Source organism: Alkalitalea saponilacus (genome assembly GCF_900168165.1).
GTDB lineage: Bacteria > Bacteroidota > Bacteroidia > Bacteroidales > Marinilabiliaceae > Natronoflexus > Natronoflexus saponilacus.
Map to the genome: position 1 here is coordinate 201,185 of NZ_FUYV01000002.1, position 22,775 is coordinate 223,959.

Here is a 22,775-nt window from a genome sequence, read left to right on the forward strand (position 1 = left end):
TTCTTAAAAACCAATTCTAACGAACCAATAAAACACTACCAGTTTTTCGGAATTCACGTCCGCTGATATATCTGCCAGAAACCTGATAAACATAAACCGCCTGTGGCGCTAAACGACCATCGTGCATACCGTCCCAGCCCTGATCAATATCATTGGTTTCGTATATCTTTTGCCCCCAGCGGTTAAATATCTCCAGTTTGAACTCATCCACATCCTTGTAGGCTGGCTTAAACACTACCACATATTCAGCTGAAGGATCAATACCCCCTGAAGCTCCATCCGGTCTGGGACGGAAGGCATTCGGGAACCTTACAAAACCTTGTTGATAGGCTGTAATAATTCCAGATTGTGTGAAAGTATTTTCACAGCCCCTGTCATTGGTAACGGTTAAGGAAACATCATATACGCCTTCATCTCTGTATTCATACGATGGATTTCTGTCTGTACTGGTGGTGCCATCACCAAAATTCCAAAGCCAACTGATGGCATCTATCGATAGGTCATAAAACCTGGCCTTTTCACCCGGCAAGTAAACGACCTGCGGATTTACAGTAAAATCAGCCACCGGATGATCGTGCACCACAATTTCCTTGAAATATTCTCCATCTCTACCATCAGGCCCGGGTGCTATCAACCTGACATTATATACTCCAGGCGATTCGAATACATGAACCGGATTTCTCTCTTCTGAAGAATGACCATCGTCAAAATCCCAAATATAATCACTACCTCCTACCGAATAGTTGGTAAACAATACTCTTAGCGGGAAACAACCAGAATCCACATCTGTGATAAAGCCGGCATCAGGTACTACTCTGTAATCAATGCTGACCTGATCAGAGGCAATACATCCTTCCACTTCGACTTCCCAACGGAATGTATTAATGCCATCACTTAAGTTATACACATTTGTATTGAAAAAGGTTTCATCTTCAAATTCAGCAGTACTTGTTCCCACAATAATCCAGCGGGCATTCAGATCTCCGGCATTGTTGGCATTCAACAATGCTCTTGGCTCATACACCACCTGATCTTCTCCGGCATATGCATTGGTTTTGTGGCTTACCACAGTCATCTCATCCTCGGTTGAACAAGAACCATAAGATATGGACCATCTGTAAATATTCTCACCAAAACCGACATTACGTACAACCGAGTTGTACTGATCGGGATTATCGAAAGTTCCTTTACCTTTCACCACAGTCCATTGTCCTGTTCCTGATTCAGGGTTATTTGCATTCAATGTGAGATAATTTTCACAAATCCCAATGCGATCCGAACCTGCATCTGCTCGGTCGGGAACCATATTAAAGACAGTTATCACATCCGAAGAAAAACAATTGCCTTTCTCAATAATCCATCGGAACTGATTCATTCCAAATTCAAGGTTACGAACGGTTGTTTTGGGATCATTCTCATTGTCGAATTCTCCATATCCACTCATCCGCTCCCAACGGCCTGTTGCTCCATGTAATGGGACATTGGCATCAAGGACATGAGAGTCTTTGCAATCCTCAATGTCGGGACCTGCATTAGCCCTATTGGGCGTATTGTTCTCAATTGTAATAGTTGCCGAACGTGCACAATTACCCTGCTCAACAGTCCACCTTAAGATATTGGTTCCGTGATCAAGATTGGTAATGGTAGCCCTCGGATTATATGGATCACTCAGGTTTCCACCACCCTGAACAAAACTCCAGCTACCTGTTCCAAATTCTGGGGCATCTGCCTTCAGAGTGAATGTTCTTTCACAAACCTCTTCATAATCACTACCTGCATTGGGCTCATAAGGATCATTGTTTCTAATGAGAACCTCTTCCGATAAAGCACATCCTTCTACTCGCCAGATTGTCCATCTGAGGATATTGTCGCCTTTACCCAAATTTGTAACTTGGGTATTATGGAGGTTTTCATTAGCAAAATCAGCCGATCCAGTTAGCACGACCCATTCACCCTGCTCTCCGGCTCCCAAAGGTGAAGCTTCCAATGTTGTATTATCACGACACAGAATTTGAGTATTTCCCGCATTAGGTGTAATGGGGAGATTATTGGTAATGATTACGTCATCAGAATGCGTACACCCTTTATAACGTACAGTCCATCTCAGTGTATTACTCCCTTTTCCAAGATTGGTAACCCGTGTTGTAGGACTGTTGGGGTTATCAAACACAGCAGCTCCTAATCCACCGGGAACAGACCAAGTACCGACACCTAACCCGGGATTACTTCCGGCCAGAACAGCCTCATTGCTGCAATAAGTCCGATCGGGACCTGCATTGGCAGCAATATGATTATTCTCAATGGTTACCTCATCGTAAGAAATACAATCCTGATGACGAATGGTATAACGGAAAATATTCTCTCCAAAACCAAGCCCTGAAACAGTAGTAACGGCAGAATTGTCTGGTGAATTAATCAATCCACTTCCATCAATAAGTGTCCAAACAGAGGTTTCCACATCCCTTTTAACATTGCCTGTAAGCGTAGCGTTTTCCACGCAGAACGCATCATCTTCTCCAGCAAATGCCTGAGTTGCCATGTTGTTGGTGATGGTCAATTCATCCGTATGGCTACAGTTTCTGTGATTAACGGTCCAAGTGATCACATTCTCTCCACGTTGTAAATTCCGAACTACAGTATTTGCAGAGTGATTATTATCAAAATTACCTCGGCCCTGAGCAATCCCCCAAGTACCTGAACCGGCCATTGGTGCTCTGGCAGATACGCCCAAAGTATCGGCACAATGCGTATAATCATCCAACAGAATTTCTGCCTCGATATGATCATTATAAATAATCACCTCATCATAATCAGAACAACTTTCATAAGAAACCGTCCAACGGAAGCGGTTGGCTCCTAAAGCTAATCCTTCAATCATGGTGTTGGGATTATTTGGCTCATCAATAACGCCTCCTCCTGAAATTCGGCTCCATGTTCCAGTTGCTTGACCAGATCCGGCAGATCCGGCAGGCCATGCTTTCATTTCATATTCATCAGAACACTGGCGATACGTGGGAGGACCGGCATAAGCCGGTAACACCTGGTTGTTAATTAAAGTGGCCGTATCAGTTAACGTACAGTAATCGGTAGCAATTTCATATACTAAAACATTTTCGCCTTGCGACAAATTGTGTACCCTGTTGTCATTAAAAGTAATCTCACCGGGTGTAATAGCTCTCCATGTGGCTACTCCATGATTGGGCAAAATTGGTTGCGGCCTTAACTGCACACTACCGGTACATGTTGGAGCATAGGGACCTCCGGCATTTGGTGTTGATGGGGTGCCATTGATAATGGTTATGCGGGTTTCACGTGGGGGGCAATTCCCTTTGGTCAAACTATACACAAATTCATTGATACCACGAGTAAGTCCTGTGACATAAGTACTATAATCCTCATCGTCATCAATTTCTCCTCCTCCTTGTACCTGCACCCATTTGGGGGTTCCCATGTCTATTCCAATGTTCAATCCAGAGTTGTTCCCAATTAAGGTCACTGAATCGCCACAAATGGCATTATCCATTATAAGACCATTAAAATCAAACCTAGCAATGGGTTCTCCCGGTTGATTATTGGTAATGATAACTTCTGAATAGCTACTAGTATTAGAATATTGAATAGTCCATCTCAACTCGTTTGGCCCGGGGCTTAAATTGGTTACCCTAGTCCGTGGATTGTTTGGTTCATCAAAATTAGCAGTACCAGAAACCACCGACCATGTTCCAATGGCTACATCCGGATCATTTGCATTTAAAGTTGTTGAATTTGTACAGACTTCACGGTTAAGGCCTGCATTGGCTTCAGTCACTTGTCCATTTAAAATGGTTACTTCATCAGACACCGAACAATCACCGTGGGTTACTGTCCATCTGAAAACATTTTCCCCTCTTCGAAGATTAGTAACGGTTGCATTGAACAAAGTTGGCTCTAAAATACTGCCCCCACCGGAAATCAATTGCCATCTACCAGTTCCCTGATCAGGTTCAAGCGCTTCAAGTTTATGAGTAACATCATTTATCTCTCTATATGGACCGGCATTTACAGGATCAGGCATATTGTTAGTTACAATTACAGTATCTCTGCTAACACAGGTACCGTTGGTAATGGTCCAAATCAATTCTGTTCTACCTAGATCCACACTAATTGTGGCATTGTGCTTGCCTCTTTCATCCAAAGGTATGGTTGCACCACCTGAACCAAACGCTGTTTGCCATGACCCAGTCATTCCGCTAGGAACAGGACTTCCATTCATAGTGACCGCTCGTGTACAGGTTGGAAAGTCTTTTCCTGCATCCACATCCACATGAAGGTTGTTTACAACCAAGTCTGCAAATGTGCTACATGCTCCGTTGGTAATGGTCCAACGGAATATGTTCTCGCCGTATCCCAGATTGGTTACTCCAGTTACGGGATTCTCATAATTGCCAATAATACCGCTGCCCTTAACAATACTCCATCGTCCGGTTCCTTGTCCATCAGGGTCATTACCGATTAACTCAGTTTTGAAATCACATTTGGTTTGCGTACTTCCAACCGTAGCTGTGGCAGGGGAGTTATTGGTAATTATTACGCTGTCTGTACTAATACAACCATTTTTAAGGATTCTCCATTCCAAAATATTCTCTCCAAGCCCCAGATCGGTAATGTGAGGATTGTGGATGTTTCCATTATTGAACGTTCCAATGCCTTCGATAAACTCCCAACCACTTTCATCTGCGCCTGCAGGAACCTCAGTTCCGGCAAGAAACACTTCATTTTCACACACCTCTTGTGGTGGCCCGGCATTTACTAATACTTTGTTGTTGCGAATGGTTACTTCATCGTAATCGGAACAGCCTTTGTTGGTGACTGTCCAGCGTAAAACAATTTCTCCTTCGCTGAAATTAGAGACAGTAATCGTAGAACTTTCTGGATTGGGAGTTATGGTTGTAAATCCCTTAATAATGCTCCATCGGCCGTCTCCATTAGTTACTTCTTCAGCTTCTAGAGTAATAACATCCTGATCACAACGATTTATTGTTTTGGCTCCATTGATGATGGCATCATCGGGACGATGATTCATTATCACAACATCGGCATAACTATCACAACCATTTTGCGTGATGGTCCAACGCAAAACATTGCGATCGGGAGCCAGGTTGCTTACCGTCGTTTCATAAGATGCTGCATTGGCAAAAGCGGCAGTTGAACCAACAGGTTCAACCACACTCCAAACACCGGAGGTGTTTGGATAGTCCGGCACTTCTCGGCCATACAAATTGGCTGACCCATCACATACAATCAACTTATCGGTATAAGCATAAACGGACAATTGATTGTTACGGATGGTCACATCATCAGAAGCACTGCATCCGAACTCAGATGTTACAGTCCATCTTAAAATGGTATTATTTTCCGGAAGCACATTGCTGATTTCTGAATTGTGCTCAGTTGGATCATTTATGGTTACGGGCATTGATCCGGGAACAACCGTCCATAAACCGCTTTCACCGGGTTGTAATTCATCTGCATTAAGCGTATGTGTTGCTAAACAGATATGTTGATCCGCTCCGGCATTGACGGTAGGCAAAGGACGTACATGAAATGTATGTGTGGCTGTATGCACCGATTCACCACAATCATTAGCCGGGGTAACCGAAATTTGACCTGTAAAAACAGCCAAATCGGGATCCGGTGTGATACGTATGGTTGAACCTGTTTGGCTACCAACGATGGTGAACCCTACTGGTATATCCCAATTATAACTTGTAGCATGTATCACCTCGTTGGTACTGAAAACGACCTCCGATGATCCCTGGCAAATATCCACAAGCCCTATAATGGCTGCCGTTTGCAGGGGCAACGGATCTACCGTTACATAATGTCTTTGTGTTTCCCCGCCACAACTATTTACTGCTCTTACTGTGATATAGCCGGATTGAGCACTGTCTGTAAAATGAACAAGAATTTCTCTGGTGTTTTCTCCTGATAATATTTCCGCATTTGTGGGAACAGTCCATTCGTAACCATCGGCATGCAATACTGCAGGCACTGAGAAAACATATTCACTGCCCTGGCATACCACCGCCTCGCCAACAATGGAATCAGGAACAACAGGCCGCTGACGAACAATAACGTTGGCAGGCTCGCCCAAAACAATACCGGGACATCCGGGAATATATAAAAAATCATGAGTATCAAACACATATCCTATTTCAAAACGTGCGGTACTCCGTGGCACTACACCGATCTTAAGAGTATCATCAACAAGCTGATCTCTGGTAACAGTCAAATCACGTCGAATTGGGTCCAATGTCCCTGTCGGATCAATCTCCCAATACCTGAGTCGCCATGAACCGGTATTAGCAGGATTAAATAACACTTGTAATTCAATACTTTCTTCTATACAAATTTCACCATAATCAACAGGCACAAACTCAACAGTGGTTGGCTGATCGACGGTTATAATCGCAGAACCGTCACCGCTGTTCGTGCAATGATAATCGGTAACTTCCAGAATGGTATAAGTGCTGGTAACAGCCGGCGCAACATTCTCAATGGTATAGGTTGATTCGGTTATTCCATTGATTTCAAAGCTTTCTATTCCATTGGAGTATGTAATGTTCCATGGTGGTGTTCCGGTAAGCTCAACTTTTAAAGAATCGGAGCTGCCAAAACAAATCCTTTTATCTCCGGATATATAAGCAGTAGGCAAAGGATTTACCACCACTACAGGGTTGCCGGTGAATGTTCCGGCTGAACAGGTTGTAGCGGGATTGATTAAGCTAGCAATAGAATATTCATTGATTCCAACCGGGGGCGTTTCACCCGCATCAAACACCATAGGTGTTTGATTAACCGTGACAACAGTTCCATCGTTTAATGTTAACTCCAAAGGAGTGGTCACCACATCCCAATTGCTTACAATGACCTGCAATTGCGGAATATTTCCTTCGCAAATGGAATTGCTTCCGGGCATTACAGTTAAAACAGCATGGGCCTCGGGTTGTGTTACAACTATGTTATTGAACGTTTTAGTACAATCGTAGTTGGTGTTGAAATTCCCATCTCCGCTGAAATCGTCCCAAACAGTAACCTGATAAGGGCCTGCGATTAGGTTTTCAAACAGAAACTGCTCCTCAACGATCTCGGTTCGGCTGATGCCATTTCCTGAAAGACGAATGCGATATCTACCGGGAGCAGTATTTGGCGAACCTCCAGATACTTCTACCCGGATGCTGCCATCACTGCCTGCATAACAGGTTACATCATCTATAACTTCAACATTAACAATGAATTCATCGGGTTCATCTATGGTTACATCCGTTTCCTCAACAATACCCAAAGCATCGGTAGCGGTTATTTGGTATATTCCTGCTTGCAAATTATTTAAGGTCAGTGTTGTTCCGTAATGGGTTGTATTTGTGCCCGGCCCAATCACCACAATGTCATACCCCGGTTGGCCGCCATCCATTTTCGGATTGCCTCCGGAGACAACTATTTCAATAGAGCCATTGGCTGCACCATGGCACGGGCCAATGTCATCAACTTGTGTATCGATGGTGAGTGGAGTATCTGGTTCTGTAATTCGCTGCTGAAGCGTTGCTTCACAGCCATTTCCATCGGTCACGGTTACACGATACAACCCTGCTACTCGGTTTTCAATGCGATGAGTTGTCTCACCAACTACTTCATTCCAAACATCCGAATCTTCATCATAAATCTCCCAAACATAGGTATATCCGAACGAACCACCTGTGGTAATCACTTCAATGGCACCTGTGGCGTTGCCATTAATGGCAACATTAACAACGTCCACAATCTCTATATTGAGAGCAAGTTCAGGCTCTGTTACCTCAAAAGGTCCAAAATTTGCCACACAACCTTCGGAATCTTCAACTCGCAGATGATAACTGCCGGCAGAGAGTCCTTCCTGATCTTGAGCGGTATTGACCAGTCCGCCACCTGTGGTGGTAGTCCATTGATATGTGTACGGCGCAGTGCCTCCTGTAACTTCTATATCAATTTCGCCGGTGAATTCACCTTTGCAAAGGACATCGGTGATGGTTGCCACTGCATTTATTGGAGCAGAAGGTTGCAAAACATCTACCGTTTTGGTAGTATAACAACCGGATAAATTCACGTCTCTAACGAAAACCGTATAGCTTCCGCTGGTTAAATCATCAAAGATATGTGTTAAGGCGGGAACGGCAGTCCAGCCGGCTCCATCAAGTGAGAATTGATATTCTCCTGTACCACCGAAAACTGTAGCTTCTATTCTTCCATTGCTATCGCCATGACAAGTAACATTTACTACAGATAAACCAATATCCAGTTGGTTGATAAACTCTACTTCAATGTTATCAATTAGAAAATCGCAGCCTCGTGCATCGGTAACCGTAACACGATAAAGGCCTGCCCGCAAACCACTTTGATTCATATCAGAGGCATTGACAGCCGTTCCTGAAATGGTTTCCCAGTTAAATGTATAGGGCGCAACACCATGGGAGATGTTTAAAGAGATGGCTCCATTGTGCACACCGGGACAAGAGGCATTGGTCACCGCCGCCTCAACCTGCAATGGTCTTGTTAAAATGAGACTCTTTTCGATGGCGCAATTGCCCACACCATTGTCTATCATGGTGATGGTGTATTCTCCGCCGGGTAAGTCGGTTTGTTCCAACCCATTAAAACCGGCAGGGATTTCGGGGCCAGCCCATACATAAGTGTAAGAGCCACTTCCTCCAACAGGGTCAACTATTGCTATCCGATTGTTGCCGTCACAGTCGGTATCGTTAATCTCAAGGGTGAAATTGAGCGGTGCCGGTTCAATAATTTCAAAACTATGAACCAACACACAATTGTTTTCGTCTCTGATGGTGACGGTATATTCACCACCTTCCAAATCTCTTTGAATCCTTTGTCCCTGAACAATGCCGGGTGCAGATGCAGGCGCCCAGGTTAATGTATAGCTTCCTGTACCGCCAGTAATTTCGGTAATATCGATGATGCCATTGGCATCGCCGGCACAATCAAGGTGCTGTTTGGTGAAGTTGATGGCGATGGGTGCCGGTTCGTTCAGAGTTACTTCAAGCTCTTCAGTGTATGAATCTCCTGAAACAACACAAGTTTGATTAATGTCGGTCACCACAACGGTATAGGTTCCGGCTTCAAGTCCATCAATGTCCTGGGTATTGGCAGTGAAACCATTACCGACTTTAGTCCATGCATATTGGTAATTTCCACTTCCGCCGGAGACTACCAAATCAATCATGCCATTGTTTCCACCGTTGCAACTGATGTGCGTAACATTGGCAGATAGCTCCATTCTGCCGGGAACCATTATAGTTCGTTCAGTCTCACAACCTCGGGAGTCGCGTACCAGCGCCTTATAAGTTCCGGCTTTGGTAATGCCTGAAATTGATTGGTTGCCTGCATCGACAGTGAAAGCACCGGGGCCGCTCCATGTGATATTGTATGGAGAAACGCCACCTGTGAGGCTCTCTATTTCAATGGATCGGCTGTAGGGTTCACAATCATCCAATATGGTAGCAAGCACGTAAGTAACCGCCGGTGGTTCGGGCACAGTAAAGGAGCGAATCACTTCACAACCCTCGCCATCCACAACGCGCAATTCGTAAACGCCTGCTGTTAATCCGGTTCTGGTATCGGTTCCTGCTTCGCCATTCCAATAGAATTGAACAGGCGGGGCTGCTCCTGGCACATTATTAACAAGAATAGCACCGTTGTTTCCTCCATTACAAGAAACAGGTGATACAGAAGCTTCAATGACCAACGTTTTGCCATCCTGAACCACAAAGGTTTCGGTTACGGTGCAAGCACGAATGACATCTGTAACCTCAACAATGTATGAACCGGCACTTAATCCGCTCAAATCCTGTTCGGTTGATGAGAATGTAGGTTCTCCAACCTTGGTCCACGCGTAAGTGTATGTTCCGCTTCCTCCTTCGATGTTCACATCAATGGCACCATTATTGGCTCCTGCGCAGGTGGCGTTGGTAACATTGCCTGAAACTACCAGATGAGTCAGCTCAAATGTTTCTACAATGGCAGGGCAGGCAGCTGTTGTTGCTACATTTCGATTGGTAATGGTGAGTTCATATCTCGCGGCACGTAAATTAGATATGGTTACAGGTTGTGTATCACCATCCAAAATGGTTAGACCAATGGGCGGTTGAGCGGGGTTGGTTAAGTTGCGCAAAACGGCTTCATAATCGCCACCGGGTAGTCCGCCTGTCACTTCAAAAGTAACAAATCCTGATGTGCTTTGAGCTGCATCGCAATCAATTCCAAAATCTAATGAAACCAAAGAAATTGGAGCAGCAGGTTCACCGATGACATTATCGGGAACAACTATTTCGCAACCGGCGCCATCGTTATCGATTACACGTACGGTATAATCTCCGGCTATCAGGTTTTCGATATTAAAGAGTGGGCCGGAGCCGTTTGCCGTTCCTGTTCCATAATCAATTAGGTAAGGAGCCGTGCCTCCGGTGACACTCACCACCAAGCGTCCTGAATTATCGCCGGTACAGGTGTTTACATCAAAGGCATTTACCGAAACCACCATTTCGGAGGGTTCGGTGATGGTGAATACATCTGACACAGCAGAGCATCCAGTTCCTGCTTGTTCAGTAATTTCCAAAACATAGTTGCCAGCAGCGGCATTTTCCAAGTTTCTTTCTGTGGAAATAGTTACAGACGGATCACTGAGTTCATACCAGTTGTAATTGTAGGCCACGTTGCCACGACCACCAGTCACATTAATGGTAATACTGCCATCATCAGCACCAAAACAACTGATGTTGTTTGGTGTTCCGGTTATGCTGATTTCATCGGGTTGAGAAATAAAAATCTCCTCAACAGGTGATGCACAACCATTGGCATCCTGTACCATCAGGCGGTATCTGTCGGCGAGTAAATCGTCATACAACTGAGCGGCATTATCGGCCACATTACGAGTCCGTGATGCACCGTTGTCCGGCCAAAGGGTATAGCTATATCCGGGAGATCCTCCGGTGGCACTGAATGACAGACGTCCGTCGGAACTACCAAAACAGGTAGCATCAACAGTAGATTCAATATTCAACACCAGTTGAGCAGGCTGTGTGATCTCAATATTGGGTATTGAGAATGTTTCACCGTTATCATCCTCAACAACAGCATTGTAGAAACCTGCCGATAATCCGGTGTACGTATAATAGTTGCCTGATACAGAAAAAGCAGGGACATTATCACCTGATGAACGAGTCAACGTTACTGTATATGGGAAAGTTCCACCTGTGGCTCTCAGCTCAATAGTTCCGGTGTTTTCTCCAAAGCATAGCGGATTTGAACTGTCTTCAAGTATTAACTGTAAGGGATGCCCGGGTTCCAGAATTTCAACAACAATGGTTGAAGTACAATCATTGTCATCGAAAACAGTGGCGGTGTAAACGCCGGCAGTTAAACCTGACAAGTCGGTTTGGTTTGTGGGTAATCCTGCAATTGGGTCTCCATCCGCATCGACGCCACTCCAGAATATGGTATAACCTCCGGTGCCTCCGGTAATACTTATGGATAGCGCACCGTTGTTGCCGCCATTGGTAGTAACATGTTGAACCGAAGTCATTGTTACATTCAGCGGCGAGGTTGGTTCTGTAATTTCATAAGGAGCGGTTACACTACACCCTTCAGAGTCGGTCACTAATACTCTGTAAGTGCCGGCCCGCAAGTTTTGAGGTGAAGCCGTGGTTCCATCGTTGGCTGCTCCAAGAAGAGTCCATCCGCCTCCGGATAGTTGACGTTCCCATACATAATTGTATGGTTGTGTATCGTTACCTCCAACAACGGTGATGGTGATGCTTCCGGTTGATTCTCCGTAACACGCAACATTTGCAAGTATTGCATTGGTAATTTGGATGCTCTGAGCGGGCTCAGTGATTTCAATGGCATCTGCAATAACTGCAAAACAATCAGTATTTCCTTGTTCTCTTATATATACAGTATAGCCCCCTGCTTCCAGATTGCTGAAAGAATAATATGCGGTGTTATTTGTAACCCAAACATTATTGTCTATGGAAAACTCGTAGTTTCCGGATCCACCGGTTCCCATTACCCGGAAAGAGCCATCGTTGCCACCATGGCAGCTGACATTCTGATGGTTGACTATAACTTCAGACACAACTAGTTGTGTTGGTTCGGTGATTATAACCTCCAGCAATGCACTCACACATGCATCATCGGCTGCATCATGCACCCTAAGTTGATAAGTTGCCGCTGACAGACCTTCAAACAGCGGGCTAGGCTGCCAATCGGTTCCATCCAGCGAGTAAACATAATTACCGCTTCCTCCTGTGGCTCTGGCCTCAATAAAACCATCAGCTATACCATTACAGGATGCATTTTCCCTGTCCTCCACAAATACCTGTAGTTGAGCAGGCTGTGAAATGTTGACCGGAGCCATTTGATAAACGCAAAGATTTGCATCACGTACACGGATGTTATGGTTTCCGGCTGAAAGGCCGGTGAATTCGTTGGAGGGTTGCCATGTCGTTCCGGCATCAATAGAATATTCGTATGGTGATGAACCTCCTTGTGCTTCAACACGGATGATGCCGTTGTTGCCGTTGTAACAGGTAACATTATCCTTCTGTTGAACCAGCAAAGTTAAAGCAGCCGGCTCATTAACAGGAACATCCGGTGATTGAACCTGACAGTCTGGGTTTGCAGCATCTTTTACATAAACCGTATAGTTATCGGCAGTCAGGTTTTCAAACTGATAATTGAATGTTCCGTCAAGATTATCTGTAAGTTGGGATGCCACTGAGAACCAGTTATCTCCATCCAACGAGAACCTGTATGTTTCTGAGCCTCCCGATACTGTTACTGTTAGTTCTCCATTGTTTCCACCGTTGCATGAAACGTGATTATCAACCGTAACATTTTCAATGACCAAGGGCGTTAAAGGTGCTATGGTAAAAGATTCTTCTACCAAACAACCATTGGCATCTTCAACACGAACGGAGTAGGAACCGGCGGCGAGGCTGCTAATGTTTTCGTCGTTGCCAATAACAGTTCCCCCTTGCGACCAAAATACAGAATAGTTTGGGGTTCCTCCTGAAATGGAAACGGTTGCGGTTCCGGAATCCACATCAGAGCAAGCTGTTGGGGTTACAGAAACAGAAATATCTAATGGAGACGCAGGTTGATTAATGGTTATTTCGTTGCTTTGAATGACACAGCCATTAACATCCGTGATGGTTACCCTGTATGTTCCGGCAATTCTGTTGTTCATAACAGACGACGTACCTATTTCAACCCATGTTCCTCCATCATTGATCTCCCAAACATAACCATATGGAGCAGTTCCTCCGGATGCTGTAACTGAAAGAGATCCATTGTTGTCTCCATGGCATAAAACATGTGTTGCTGATAAATCTGAGATAACAAGCGGTACAGGTTGAGTTATTTGTACCGACAATGAGCGCATACATGATGGTGCCTCAACATCCCTGACTCTTACATTATAAGTATTTGCTGAGAGGTCAGAGAATAAAGGAATGTCAACCCATGTTGCTCCATTATTAATAGAGAACTCATAATCTCCGCTTCCTCCACCGGCCACAACACGGAATTCACCGGTAGCATTTCCGAAACAATCCACATGTACTCTGGAACCGGGCACCAAATCAAGTGTAAGCGCATCAGGTTCTGAAATAACAATTGGATCCGATTCGTAAACGCATCTTGTATTAAAATCCCGAACAGAAACAGTATATGTGCCTGCGGGACGATTGATAAACCGCCGTGCATCCGATCCAACGTTGGCCGACTGCCAATTTACACCATCCAAAGAAAACTGATATACAGCATCCGTTGCGCCACCTGAAGCAGTAACCAAAAACTCTCCGGTACTGGAACCATGACAAAGAACATCAACATGTTCTGATAAATCTTCGTTGACAACAATTGGATTAATGGTTTCGATTTCAATGGTTCCCGAAACGATGCATCCATTGGCATCTTCTACAATGTAGGTGTAATCTCCGGCTGGTTTTTGGATAATGGATAAACCAGTTCCAATAATATTATTTCCGGAATCGCGCCATTCAATGTCAAAGCCGTTAGGATAAGTGGTTAAATCAGTAAATGGAGTGCCTCCGGTGATTGATATGGTGGCAGAACCTTCGCAATCAAGACCATCTGTGCAAGGCATACAACCTACGGCCTGTGCCGATGCATTTACTGATAGTGGCAATGATGGTTCGTTAATGGTGATGGAAACAGGTGCAACCAATTCACAACCAATGGCATCCTCAACTTCAACGAAATAGGTTCCGGCATCAAGATTGGTGAAATTTCCGGAAGCGTTGGAGGCAATCAATGTTGTTCCATCCGACTCATACAAGTAGTAAACATAAGGAACGCTCCCTCCTGAGGCTGTAACCGAAGCAGCCCCATCGTTGCCCGATGTACAGGAGACATTTTGCTTGTTGATGGATGCAGAAACATTATTTCTTCTTACCTCCACTACTCCATTCATCGGATTGCTACATCCAGAAGCAGATACTGCTTGCACGATATAATCCCCTACAACATTTACCGGATCAAATTCCAGAACTCCACCTGTGGCGATAATGGTTTCAACAGGAGATGCTAAATTGTAATTAAGAATCAAGTGATATGTTATTCCACTTTCAGAATCTTCCAATCCGATGGTAACCCCGGCATCCCCAGCACAGAATCGACCGGCATGAGGTTCACTGCTCAATGGAGTAACATTATATACCAGAGGGGATTCCAGAACCTCAAAGGTTTTGGTTCTCTCAGTAGTACAGCCATTAATATGGGTGTAAGTGTAAGTTATCAGATGTGACCCGCCTGTTAAACCTGACGGATCAAATGTGGCCAGCCCATCATCAAGAATTCCATTATCAACACCCGGGCCTGCAAAATTCCCACTGCCGGTAAACCCTCCTGAAACGAAACTTCCGGTTAAAGTAATCATCCCGGCATCCTGACAATATTGAATGGGGTCGGCCGTGCCTCCGAAATTAACCGCAGGCGCACGGTCAACATGAACAGTTCTGTTAACCACCGCAATACAACCATCATTGGCTGTATTATCAAAAGTATAGGTAATGGTGTAAGTTCCTTCCCCAACGTAAGCTGGTGAAAAATAGACATTTTCTGCTGAAATTGATGTTCCGTCACTATCTCCTTCGGTTGCAACGTAAAGAGGAGATCTTCCGGCACCATTTAAGGTAGATGTGAAAGTATAAGTGGCTCCTGCCACACCGGGATTATTCACTTCCAGCAAGATGGGACCGGCGGCATTTTCGCAATATCTGTCTGAGAGGTTATCGATGCTAATGGGATAAGGATCAATAACACGAACAGTCAGTGAAGATGATGAATTACATGCCGATGTAGATATGGTATAAGTTATTTCATGGTCTCCGTCGCCCGCTATGGCAGGACTAAATGTTTGGGTTGAGACCCAGGAGCCACCACTGAAATAACCTCCTGATTGTTCAGGGATCAATTGCACTGAATTAATGGTACTACAAAACTGAGTGGCATCAGGATTCAAACTAAAGTTGGTGTTCAATTCAGCTTCCACCACCACAACTTCTTCTATTTCGTTTACGCAATCTGCGGCATCGGTATATTGGTAAACAGCAACGTAGGTTCCGGCTCCCGATACCGAGGGATTAAATATTAAAGGATCCAGAGCCGTTGTGTTATCTCTGTTTGCAATTTCCGTTCTTACACCAAATTCATCTACCGCATAAACGATTAATCTGCCACCCTCCTCTATTCCATACCATTCCTGAACCCCGTCTTCTACACAATAAATGGAACTTAGTCCTTCAATTGAAAGCGTTGTTCCCACCTGAACAGTTTGAGAATAAGAAGCACGACAACCGGTAACTGGATCTATATAGTCGAACACAATGGTATGCAAACCATTGCCGGCTGCAACAGGATCAAAATCAGCCGTTCCAGGACCGGTATTTGTAATACCGGAACCTGAAAATCCGGAGCCGGCATTGTCAACAATATTTTCCGGAACAGTGTAATTGAAGTAAGCCTGTAAATTAATAACTGAACCATCCTGACAAGTAATCCCGGGCAATCCAGAGAAGCGTACGACATCTGCCAAATCTTCCTGAAACAGAGATGAACGTTGCACGGTAGAGATACATCCATTTGGATCGGTGTATGTATAAACAAAGGAGAATGATCTTTCTCCGTAATTATTCACGGCATTGGTCACATTAAAAGTCAACGTGCCATTTCCATTGTCTGTAAAGAAATTTGGAAGAGGGCTAAAACCAACTACACTCCAGGAACCATTTGCATTTGCAGGGCTTCCGCTGACGGTTTGAGAACCGGCATCGGCACAATAAGAACCGGGCAGTCCGGGAATGTTGATTACCGGATTTGCATTTACGGTTACTGAACCGTTCATATCGGCAAAACAGCCTCCGGCAGAACCACGTATGGTATAGGTTCCGGGGGGATATTTTTCAGGTCCAAAGAAAATCGAATTACCAGTGCTACCAGACTGGTCTGAGCCATAATCAACTCCATCTCTAAAGAGAAAATAGGTAACCGATGATTGAGAATTATTCAACGTGATGGTCACATCATCTTCCTGACAATAAGTTCCCGGTGTAACATTATAAACATTAGGCTGCTGATACAATATCAACTCTGACGGCAGTTTAACTTCACATCCGCCATTATCGGCTGTGACCATATATGTTCCCGCAACGGACTGGCTACCAAAATCTATGGGGTTTCCATCTCCAGTTCTTGTAGCAAGCGGTGAACCGGTAATGCTGTTTCTGTACAAGCGATATACAACATCTGTTTCAGATCCATTGTTTAAGGAAATGTTATGGCCAGTAGTTCCCGAACAGGCAGGAGAAGCTGGTGTGTATAAAGTATAAGTCGTATTAGGCAAAGAAAGCACCTCAACAGTTCCAAGATCCCTGAAACACCCATGTGTGTTTGATGCCCGTATTGAATAGACTCCCACCGTCGTCAATCCTGTATCGAAAGTAAACCCGACTCCGGTTGTCCCTGTAACGGTTTCAATAACAACTCCACCTGCGTCAAGTATTGAGTACTCTACCCCGGTTTCGGAATTTCCCAATGTTACAAAAAGTTCAATCCCTTCGCAGCCTATGCGTGGTTCTGCGATGGTTTGTAATGCAGGGCGCGGAGCAATAAACACAGTATTATCTAAAAACACTTCACAATTACCTCTGGTTGCTTTAACCTCGTAGCTTCCTGTAGTAGTGATACCGTCAAACAGAAGATTTCCGCCATTTCCAAGTCTGGGAGTTCGCACCTCTGTCCCATCGCGATAAAGAGAATAGTATACATCCGCCTGTGAATTAGCCACAGTGATGGCATGTGTGCTAGCTGCACACCCTGTTCCTGCAAGCGATACTCCCAAATCGGACAAAGGCCTCGCAGCAATAATAACTGACCCATCCATTGGAGTTTCACAATCCCCTCGTGAAGCGCGAATAGTATAGGTTCCTGCAATGGCATTGGTCACATTAAAAGTAATGGAACTGCCAGTTCCTGAGCGTTGCTGTACAAACACTCCACCTCGCAATAAATCATAGGTAACATCTGATTCACTTCCGCTGAGCTGAATTGAAATGTCTTCCGAAGAACATCCTCCACCTGAAACCTCGAATACAGTGGGATAATCGTTGACCTCTGCGACAAAAGCATCAGGAATATCAGTTATTTCACATGTAGTACCTGAAACAATCGAAGTTATGGTAAAAGTAGTATTTTCAGTAATTTCGCTGCCCCAGGAAATTATTCCGGATGCTGCACCATCAGAATTAGAATCATGAAGGTTCAAAGTACGTGTATCTGAACCATTTGACAAGGTTACTTCCCAAGTATCTCCAACCTGACCGATGATCTCAATAATAAAAGAGGGATCGTAAGGTCCGCATGGGGCACCTGAAATTAAATCAATAGTGGCCATGGGAGACAAAACAGTAACCGGCCCCTCCTGCCTGTAACATAAAGGATTGGCTGTTTCAAATATTCGAAAATCATACGAACCGATATCGTTAACGGTAATGGTATTGGAACCTCCCGTTAATTCTCCGGTTGCATAGGTTGAACCATAATTATACCATCGATAACTGACATCCTCACCCTCAGGGTGAAGTCCGTTCATAGTACCTGTAATATCGAGATTCGCATCACAAAGAGCAACTACATCGGGGGGAGTCAAGGTGATGGTGGGAAGCTGATAATCACCCACAACAACAGGAGCCGACTCAAAGGGACGATCCCCCGTGTTTCCCTGCCATATAAACGCCTGATATTCACCAGGACCATCTACAAACACGGTCTCCGAATTGGTTTCAACCACAGTCCCATCCTTTAACCAGCCATGATTACGAGATGCGTCATATGGTCGTACATACAAATTGAAGTCAAAAGTGCCATCACAAACTGATTTCCCACCTTCCACTCTAATTTGAAGATCATTCTGTGAAATTTCTATGGAGTTGGTCATGGCAACACAACCATTTGGGGCAGTTACCATTGCAGATATTTCATGCACCCCTGTTGCAGGAACAGAAAAATTAAACGATGAGGAAGTACCTGATTGTCGCAGAACCAAATCACCATCGGGCATTTCACGGGAATAAAACACCACCGGATCTCCATCTATAGGATCTACAGAAAAAGTATGTGTACCACCGGCATTGACCACATCATTGGTAGTGCTTGAAGCATTCAAGAGTTGGTACTCAGGAGCTGACCCAAGAACTTCAACAGTAAATACATAAACTTTAGAGGGCGTTCTTCGCCAGCGGATTACATAAGTGTTACCCGAAACAAAGCCGGAAATAGTCGGACTTCGACCAAAGTCGGAAAAATCAAGTCCTCCTGTATCAACCCATGTACCTCCATCTCGTTGCCCATTGGGAACTAAACCAGCATTCATTAATTGCTCGCCCGTAATGAACCCTCCTGCACAAGCCTCATAACTAACATGAATCTCTTCCTGAGCATAAGACAATACGCTCCAACCGAAAAATGACAGGAAAACTAATAATATTTTAAAGGAAGTATTTGTATAGCTTCTCATAATAGAATTCAAATAATTTGCACACGCAAAAACAACATTGTTTCTAAAAATAATCAAACAACGTTAAATATCAACAACATTCGCTACCATTCATACGCAAATCTAGCAAAAAAAGTTAGGCAAAACCCTTAAAAAACAATGTTAAAATAAGATTGACGAGGAAATTGACAAGGAAGATCAAGACAATCAGCAGGAAACTAATGGAAGAAAAAACGAATTTAATAGAAGAAAGACACCGATTCGTCAAAAGTACGACTATCATGACTTACAATATCGTCAAAGGTATATAAAAACCATTCGTCGCCATCTGTATCGGCAATACAAATTCATGTTAACATTTATAACTATCCCCGTACACTCTGGAATATCGTCATACACGAACAGATTAACATCAAAAAACATAGGAAAGCTAGATTAGAAAGCATTCTCAGGGATAATCCATCTACCTGTGGGACAGCTCCAAAACAGGTTAAATCCAAAGTTCAATTGATTACTACTGAAAAGCTCTCTGATAATTTTCAGCTAGTAACTGACAAATGAAAATTTACTCATCTACCTTGAATAGTGAATAATCTGACGACTTAATGTAAGGTTTCGCTCTTCGGCTCTTCTCTCGCTTAACCGATAGCGCATTCTTTCGTTGTCGACATATAGGTTGATAACAGCCTCGTTAGGAGTAAAATCCTGGGCTTCGGTTATGATTAAAACCGGGACTCCCAAAAGCATATTTGAAGCACGCCGTAAAAATGAGAGCTGGCTATTGGGCACAAATAAGATGTGACAAGCAGTGAGTTTGTCAAGACTTTCAAATTCAATAATCTCAATTGGTTTACCAGCAACATTTCGCTCATGTGCACTTTCCAGCAACTCCTTTGTTATTGGCTGATCTTTTCCAAGAACTCCAATTCTAAACGTTAATTGGCGTTCCAGTCCTGGCCATTGCACCAATCTGGTGAAATTATATATAAATTGAACCTGAAACCTTTCTATTTGAGCTCCAGACTCTTGCGGCACCATAAAAAACATAATGGTACTCAACAGAATCATATATCGCTTCATAACTGACAGATTTGGTATATATGCCAACCTAACATAGGACAAATAAATTCTTTCATTTTACACTGCAATTCCCATACCATATTTGGATATTGGGGAAAACACACAGTTATAACAAATATAATAAGCCTAACGATATTTATACACCTTTTTGTATAAAATGTTTTAACAACAGGTTGTGCTTGTTAAAAGCATTGACATATTTACGCCACGAAAACAGAGACATGTTAATGAATTAAACGGATAGAAACAGAGCATAAAAACTAAGTTCCGTATGACGGAACTTAGTTTTTATGCTCTGTTAAACTCGTGCTGATGATAAAACTACATCACCAACTTATATCCTTTTCCGTGAACATTAAGTATTTCAACGGCAGGTTCATCCTTAAGATGCTTACGCAGTTTTGTAATATAAACATCCATGCTTCTTGCATTAAAATAATTATCGTCAACCCAAATGGTTTTAAGTGCAAAATTACGTTCCAATACTTTATTGGCATTGTTGCATAAAAGCTTCAGCAATTCAGACTCTTTGGTAGTAAGCTTCACGACCTTCTCACCATCAATAAGTTGTTGCTTTTGGGTATCGAATTTGTATTTTCCAATCTGGAAAACATCCTGACTGGCCAAAGTGCCTTTGGTGCGTCGAAGAATCGCCTCAATACGGAAAAGAAGCTCTTCCATACTGAAAGGTTTGGTTAAATAATCGTCGGCACCAATTTTGAAACCCTGAAAAATATCTTCTTTCATGGATTTGGCGGTCAGAAAAATGATGGGTACTTCGGTATTCACCATTCTGATTTCTTTTGCCAGGGTAAACCCATCTTTTTTAGGCATCATGACATCAAATACGCATACATCGTATTTTTTGCTCATGAATGCCTCATAACCCGCTTCTCCATCGGGCAATAAATCGGTTTCGTAACCTTTGGCTACTAAATATTCCCGGAGTAACATCCCCAGGTTTTCATCGTCTTCGGTCAGGAGAATTTTATATTCTTTTTCCATTCCTTGTTGCTTTTAAGGGGTAAAAATATTTCGAATTTAGTTCCTACATTTAATTCACTTTCAACTTTAATTTCAGCGCCATGGTCCTCCACAATCTTCTTCACATAGGCCAATCCTAGCCCAAACCCCTTCACATTATGAACATTACCGGTAGGCACCCGATAGAATTTTTCAAAAATTCTTTTTAAATTATCCTTAGATATTCCAAGACCATTGTCCTCGATATTTATTACAATCCCAGTTGGTCTGTTCCATGTTTTAACGTAGAACACCGGCTTACCTCTCCTATATTTCAGGGCATTATCCAGCAAGTTAAAAATAACATTTGTAAAATGCACCTGATCAACATGGGCATGAGGATTTTTGGCCTCTAACTTCTCAATAATTTTGCCGTTCTGCGACTCTACTTTAATGCGAAAAGTGTTTACCACGCCGTGAACCAGATCATTGATATTGGTTTTTTGCGTCTTCAAACTGGCTTTTCCTTTATCAAAGATAGCCATTTGCAGGACTTTTTCAACCTGAAATGAAAGTCTTTTACTCTCATCCTGTATAACACCTGATATATGTTGCAGTGTTGACGGGGTTTTCGTGACTGCTCCATCCTTTAACATTTGTGATGCCAGAGAGATGGTTGATATGGGTGTTTTAAACTCATGAGTCATATTGTTGATGAAATCATTCTTGATTTCATCCAAACGTTTTTGTTTAACAATAATAACCAAAGTTAATATAGATGTCAAGATCATTACGATGGTAAATATAACAGTTGGCAAAACCATTCCCATCGATTCCATGATAAAGTTAGGTTTTTTTGGGAAATAAACCATCATATAATTGGCTCTTGGATGCACATCGTTTGGAAAAAGTTGCTTTTGATAGGTTTGTCCGGCCTCTTCTCTATCATAACGGGCGGTAGAAACAACAAGGTTTCCACGCGAATCATACACCCCAAACTCGAAGGGCACAGAAATTCCCCTCTCTTCAAAAGCCTGAACCAGATAAACATCTGTCATCTCACGGGAAATTCGCTCTTTTAATGGTCTGTCAGAAGTAAAGATATCTTTTAACAAGCGCGCCCGCTGTTCTTCAATTCGATTCTGCAGCTGCGATTTTAAATGATTCAGCGCATGCGAAAGTGGATCAATCCTGTCCTGTGGGTTGTAAACCACAGGGGTATGCTCCTGATAACTATAAATGAGAGAATCTTTTTGATAGGTAGATAAACGTGTGCTCAAATGGTCGCCCTGTATGGTAAGATCTAAAGATATACCATATTGGTGCATACTCTCATCCAATAAACTCTGGTTCTGCCCTGAAAAGTATTTGGTTTCACGCCGTAAACCTGATGGAATAGTTAAAGATGGATTCAGATCAAGCTGTGCACCAAGCATCGAAGTTTCATTTATTTCCAAACGGTATACAACCTGATCCATCGATTGACGAACCAGTTGGTCAAAATGATCTTCTTTGATACGGGTGGCATTTTTTATCCATAACGTCTGCATGTAAATTAAACCAACAAGCGTTATGGCAATAACCACCACAAGGATTTGGATAAACCTTCTACTCATATTGACAAAAA

At 43.4% G+C, this 22,775-nt stretch carries 4 protein-coding genes; all 4 read right to left on the reverse strand.

Annotated features, from left to right (window positions below; genetic code table 11):
• Positions 1–16: 16 nt before the first annotated feature.
• The 4 genes from B5X70_RS17850 to B5X70_RS02990 all read right to left on the reverse strand — a co-directional run bounded on the left by B5X70_RS17850 (position 17) and on the right by B5X70_RS02990 (position 22,764).
• On the reverse strand, positions 17–19,126 hold the full coding sequence (locus B5X70_RS17850; RefSeq protein WP_088328637.1) for a PKD domain-containing protein: 19,110 nt from the start codon (positions 19,124–19,126) through the stop codon (positions 17–19).
• 552 nt (positions 19,127–19,678) lie between these two features.
• On the reverse strand, positions 19,679–20,185 hold the full coding sequence (locus tag B5X70_RS02980; protein ID WP_079556384.1) for a YfiR family protein: 507 nt from the start codon (positions 20,183–20,185) through the stop codon (positions 19,679–19,681).
• Positions 20,186–20,506: 321 nt separating this feature from the next.
• Positions 20,507–21,190 (reverse strand): response regulator transcription factor RprY, encoded by a 684-nt coding sequence (rprY, locus tag B5X70_RS02985; RefSeq protein ID WP_079556385.1) that lies wholly within the window; start codon positions 21,188–21,190, stop codon positions 20,507–20,509.
• Positions 21,163–22,764 carry a sensor histidine kinase gene (locus tag B5X70_RS02990; protein ID WP_079556386.1) on the reverse strand — a complete coding sequence of 534 codons (1,602 nt, stop codon included), beginning with the start codon at positions 22,762–22,764 and terminating at the stop codon, positions 21,163–21,165. The genes rprY and B5X70_RS02990 overlap by 28 nt, the downstream gene beginning before the upstream one ends.
• Between the last annotated feature and the right edge of the window lie 11 nt (positions 22,765–22,775).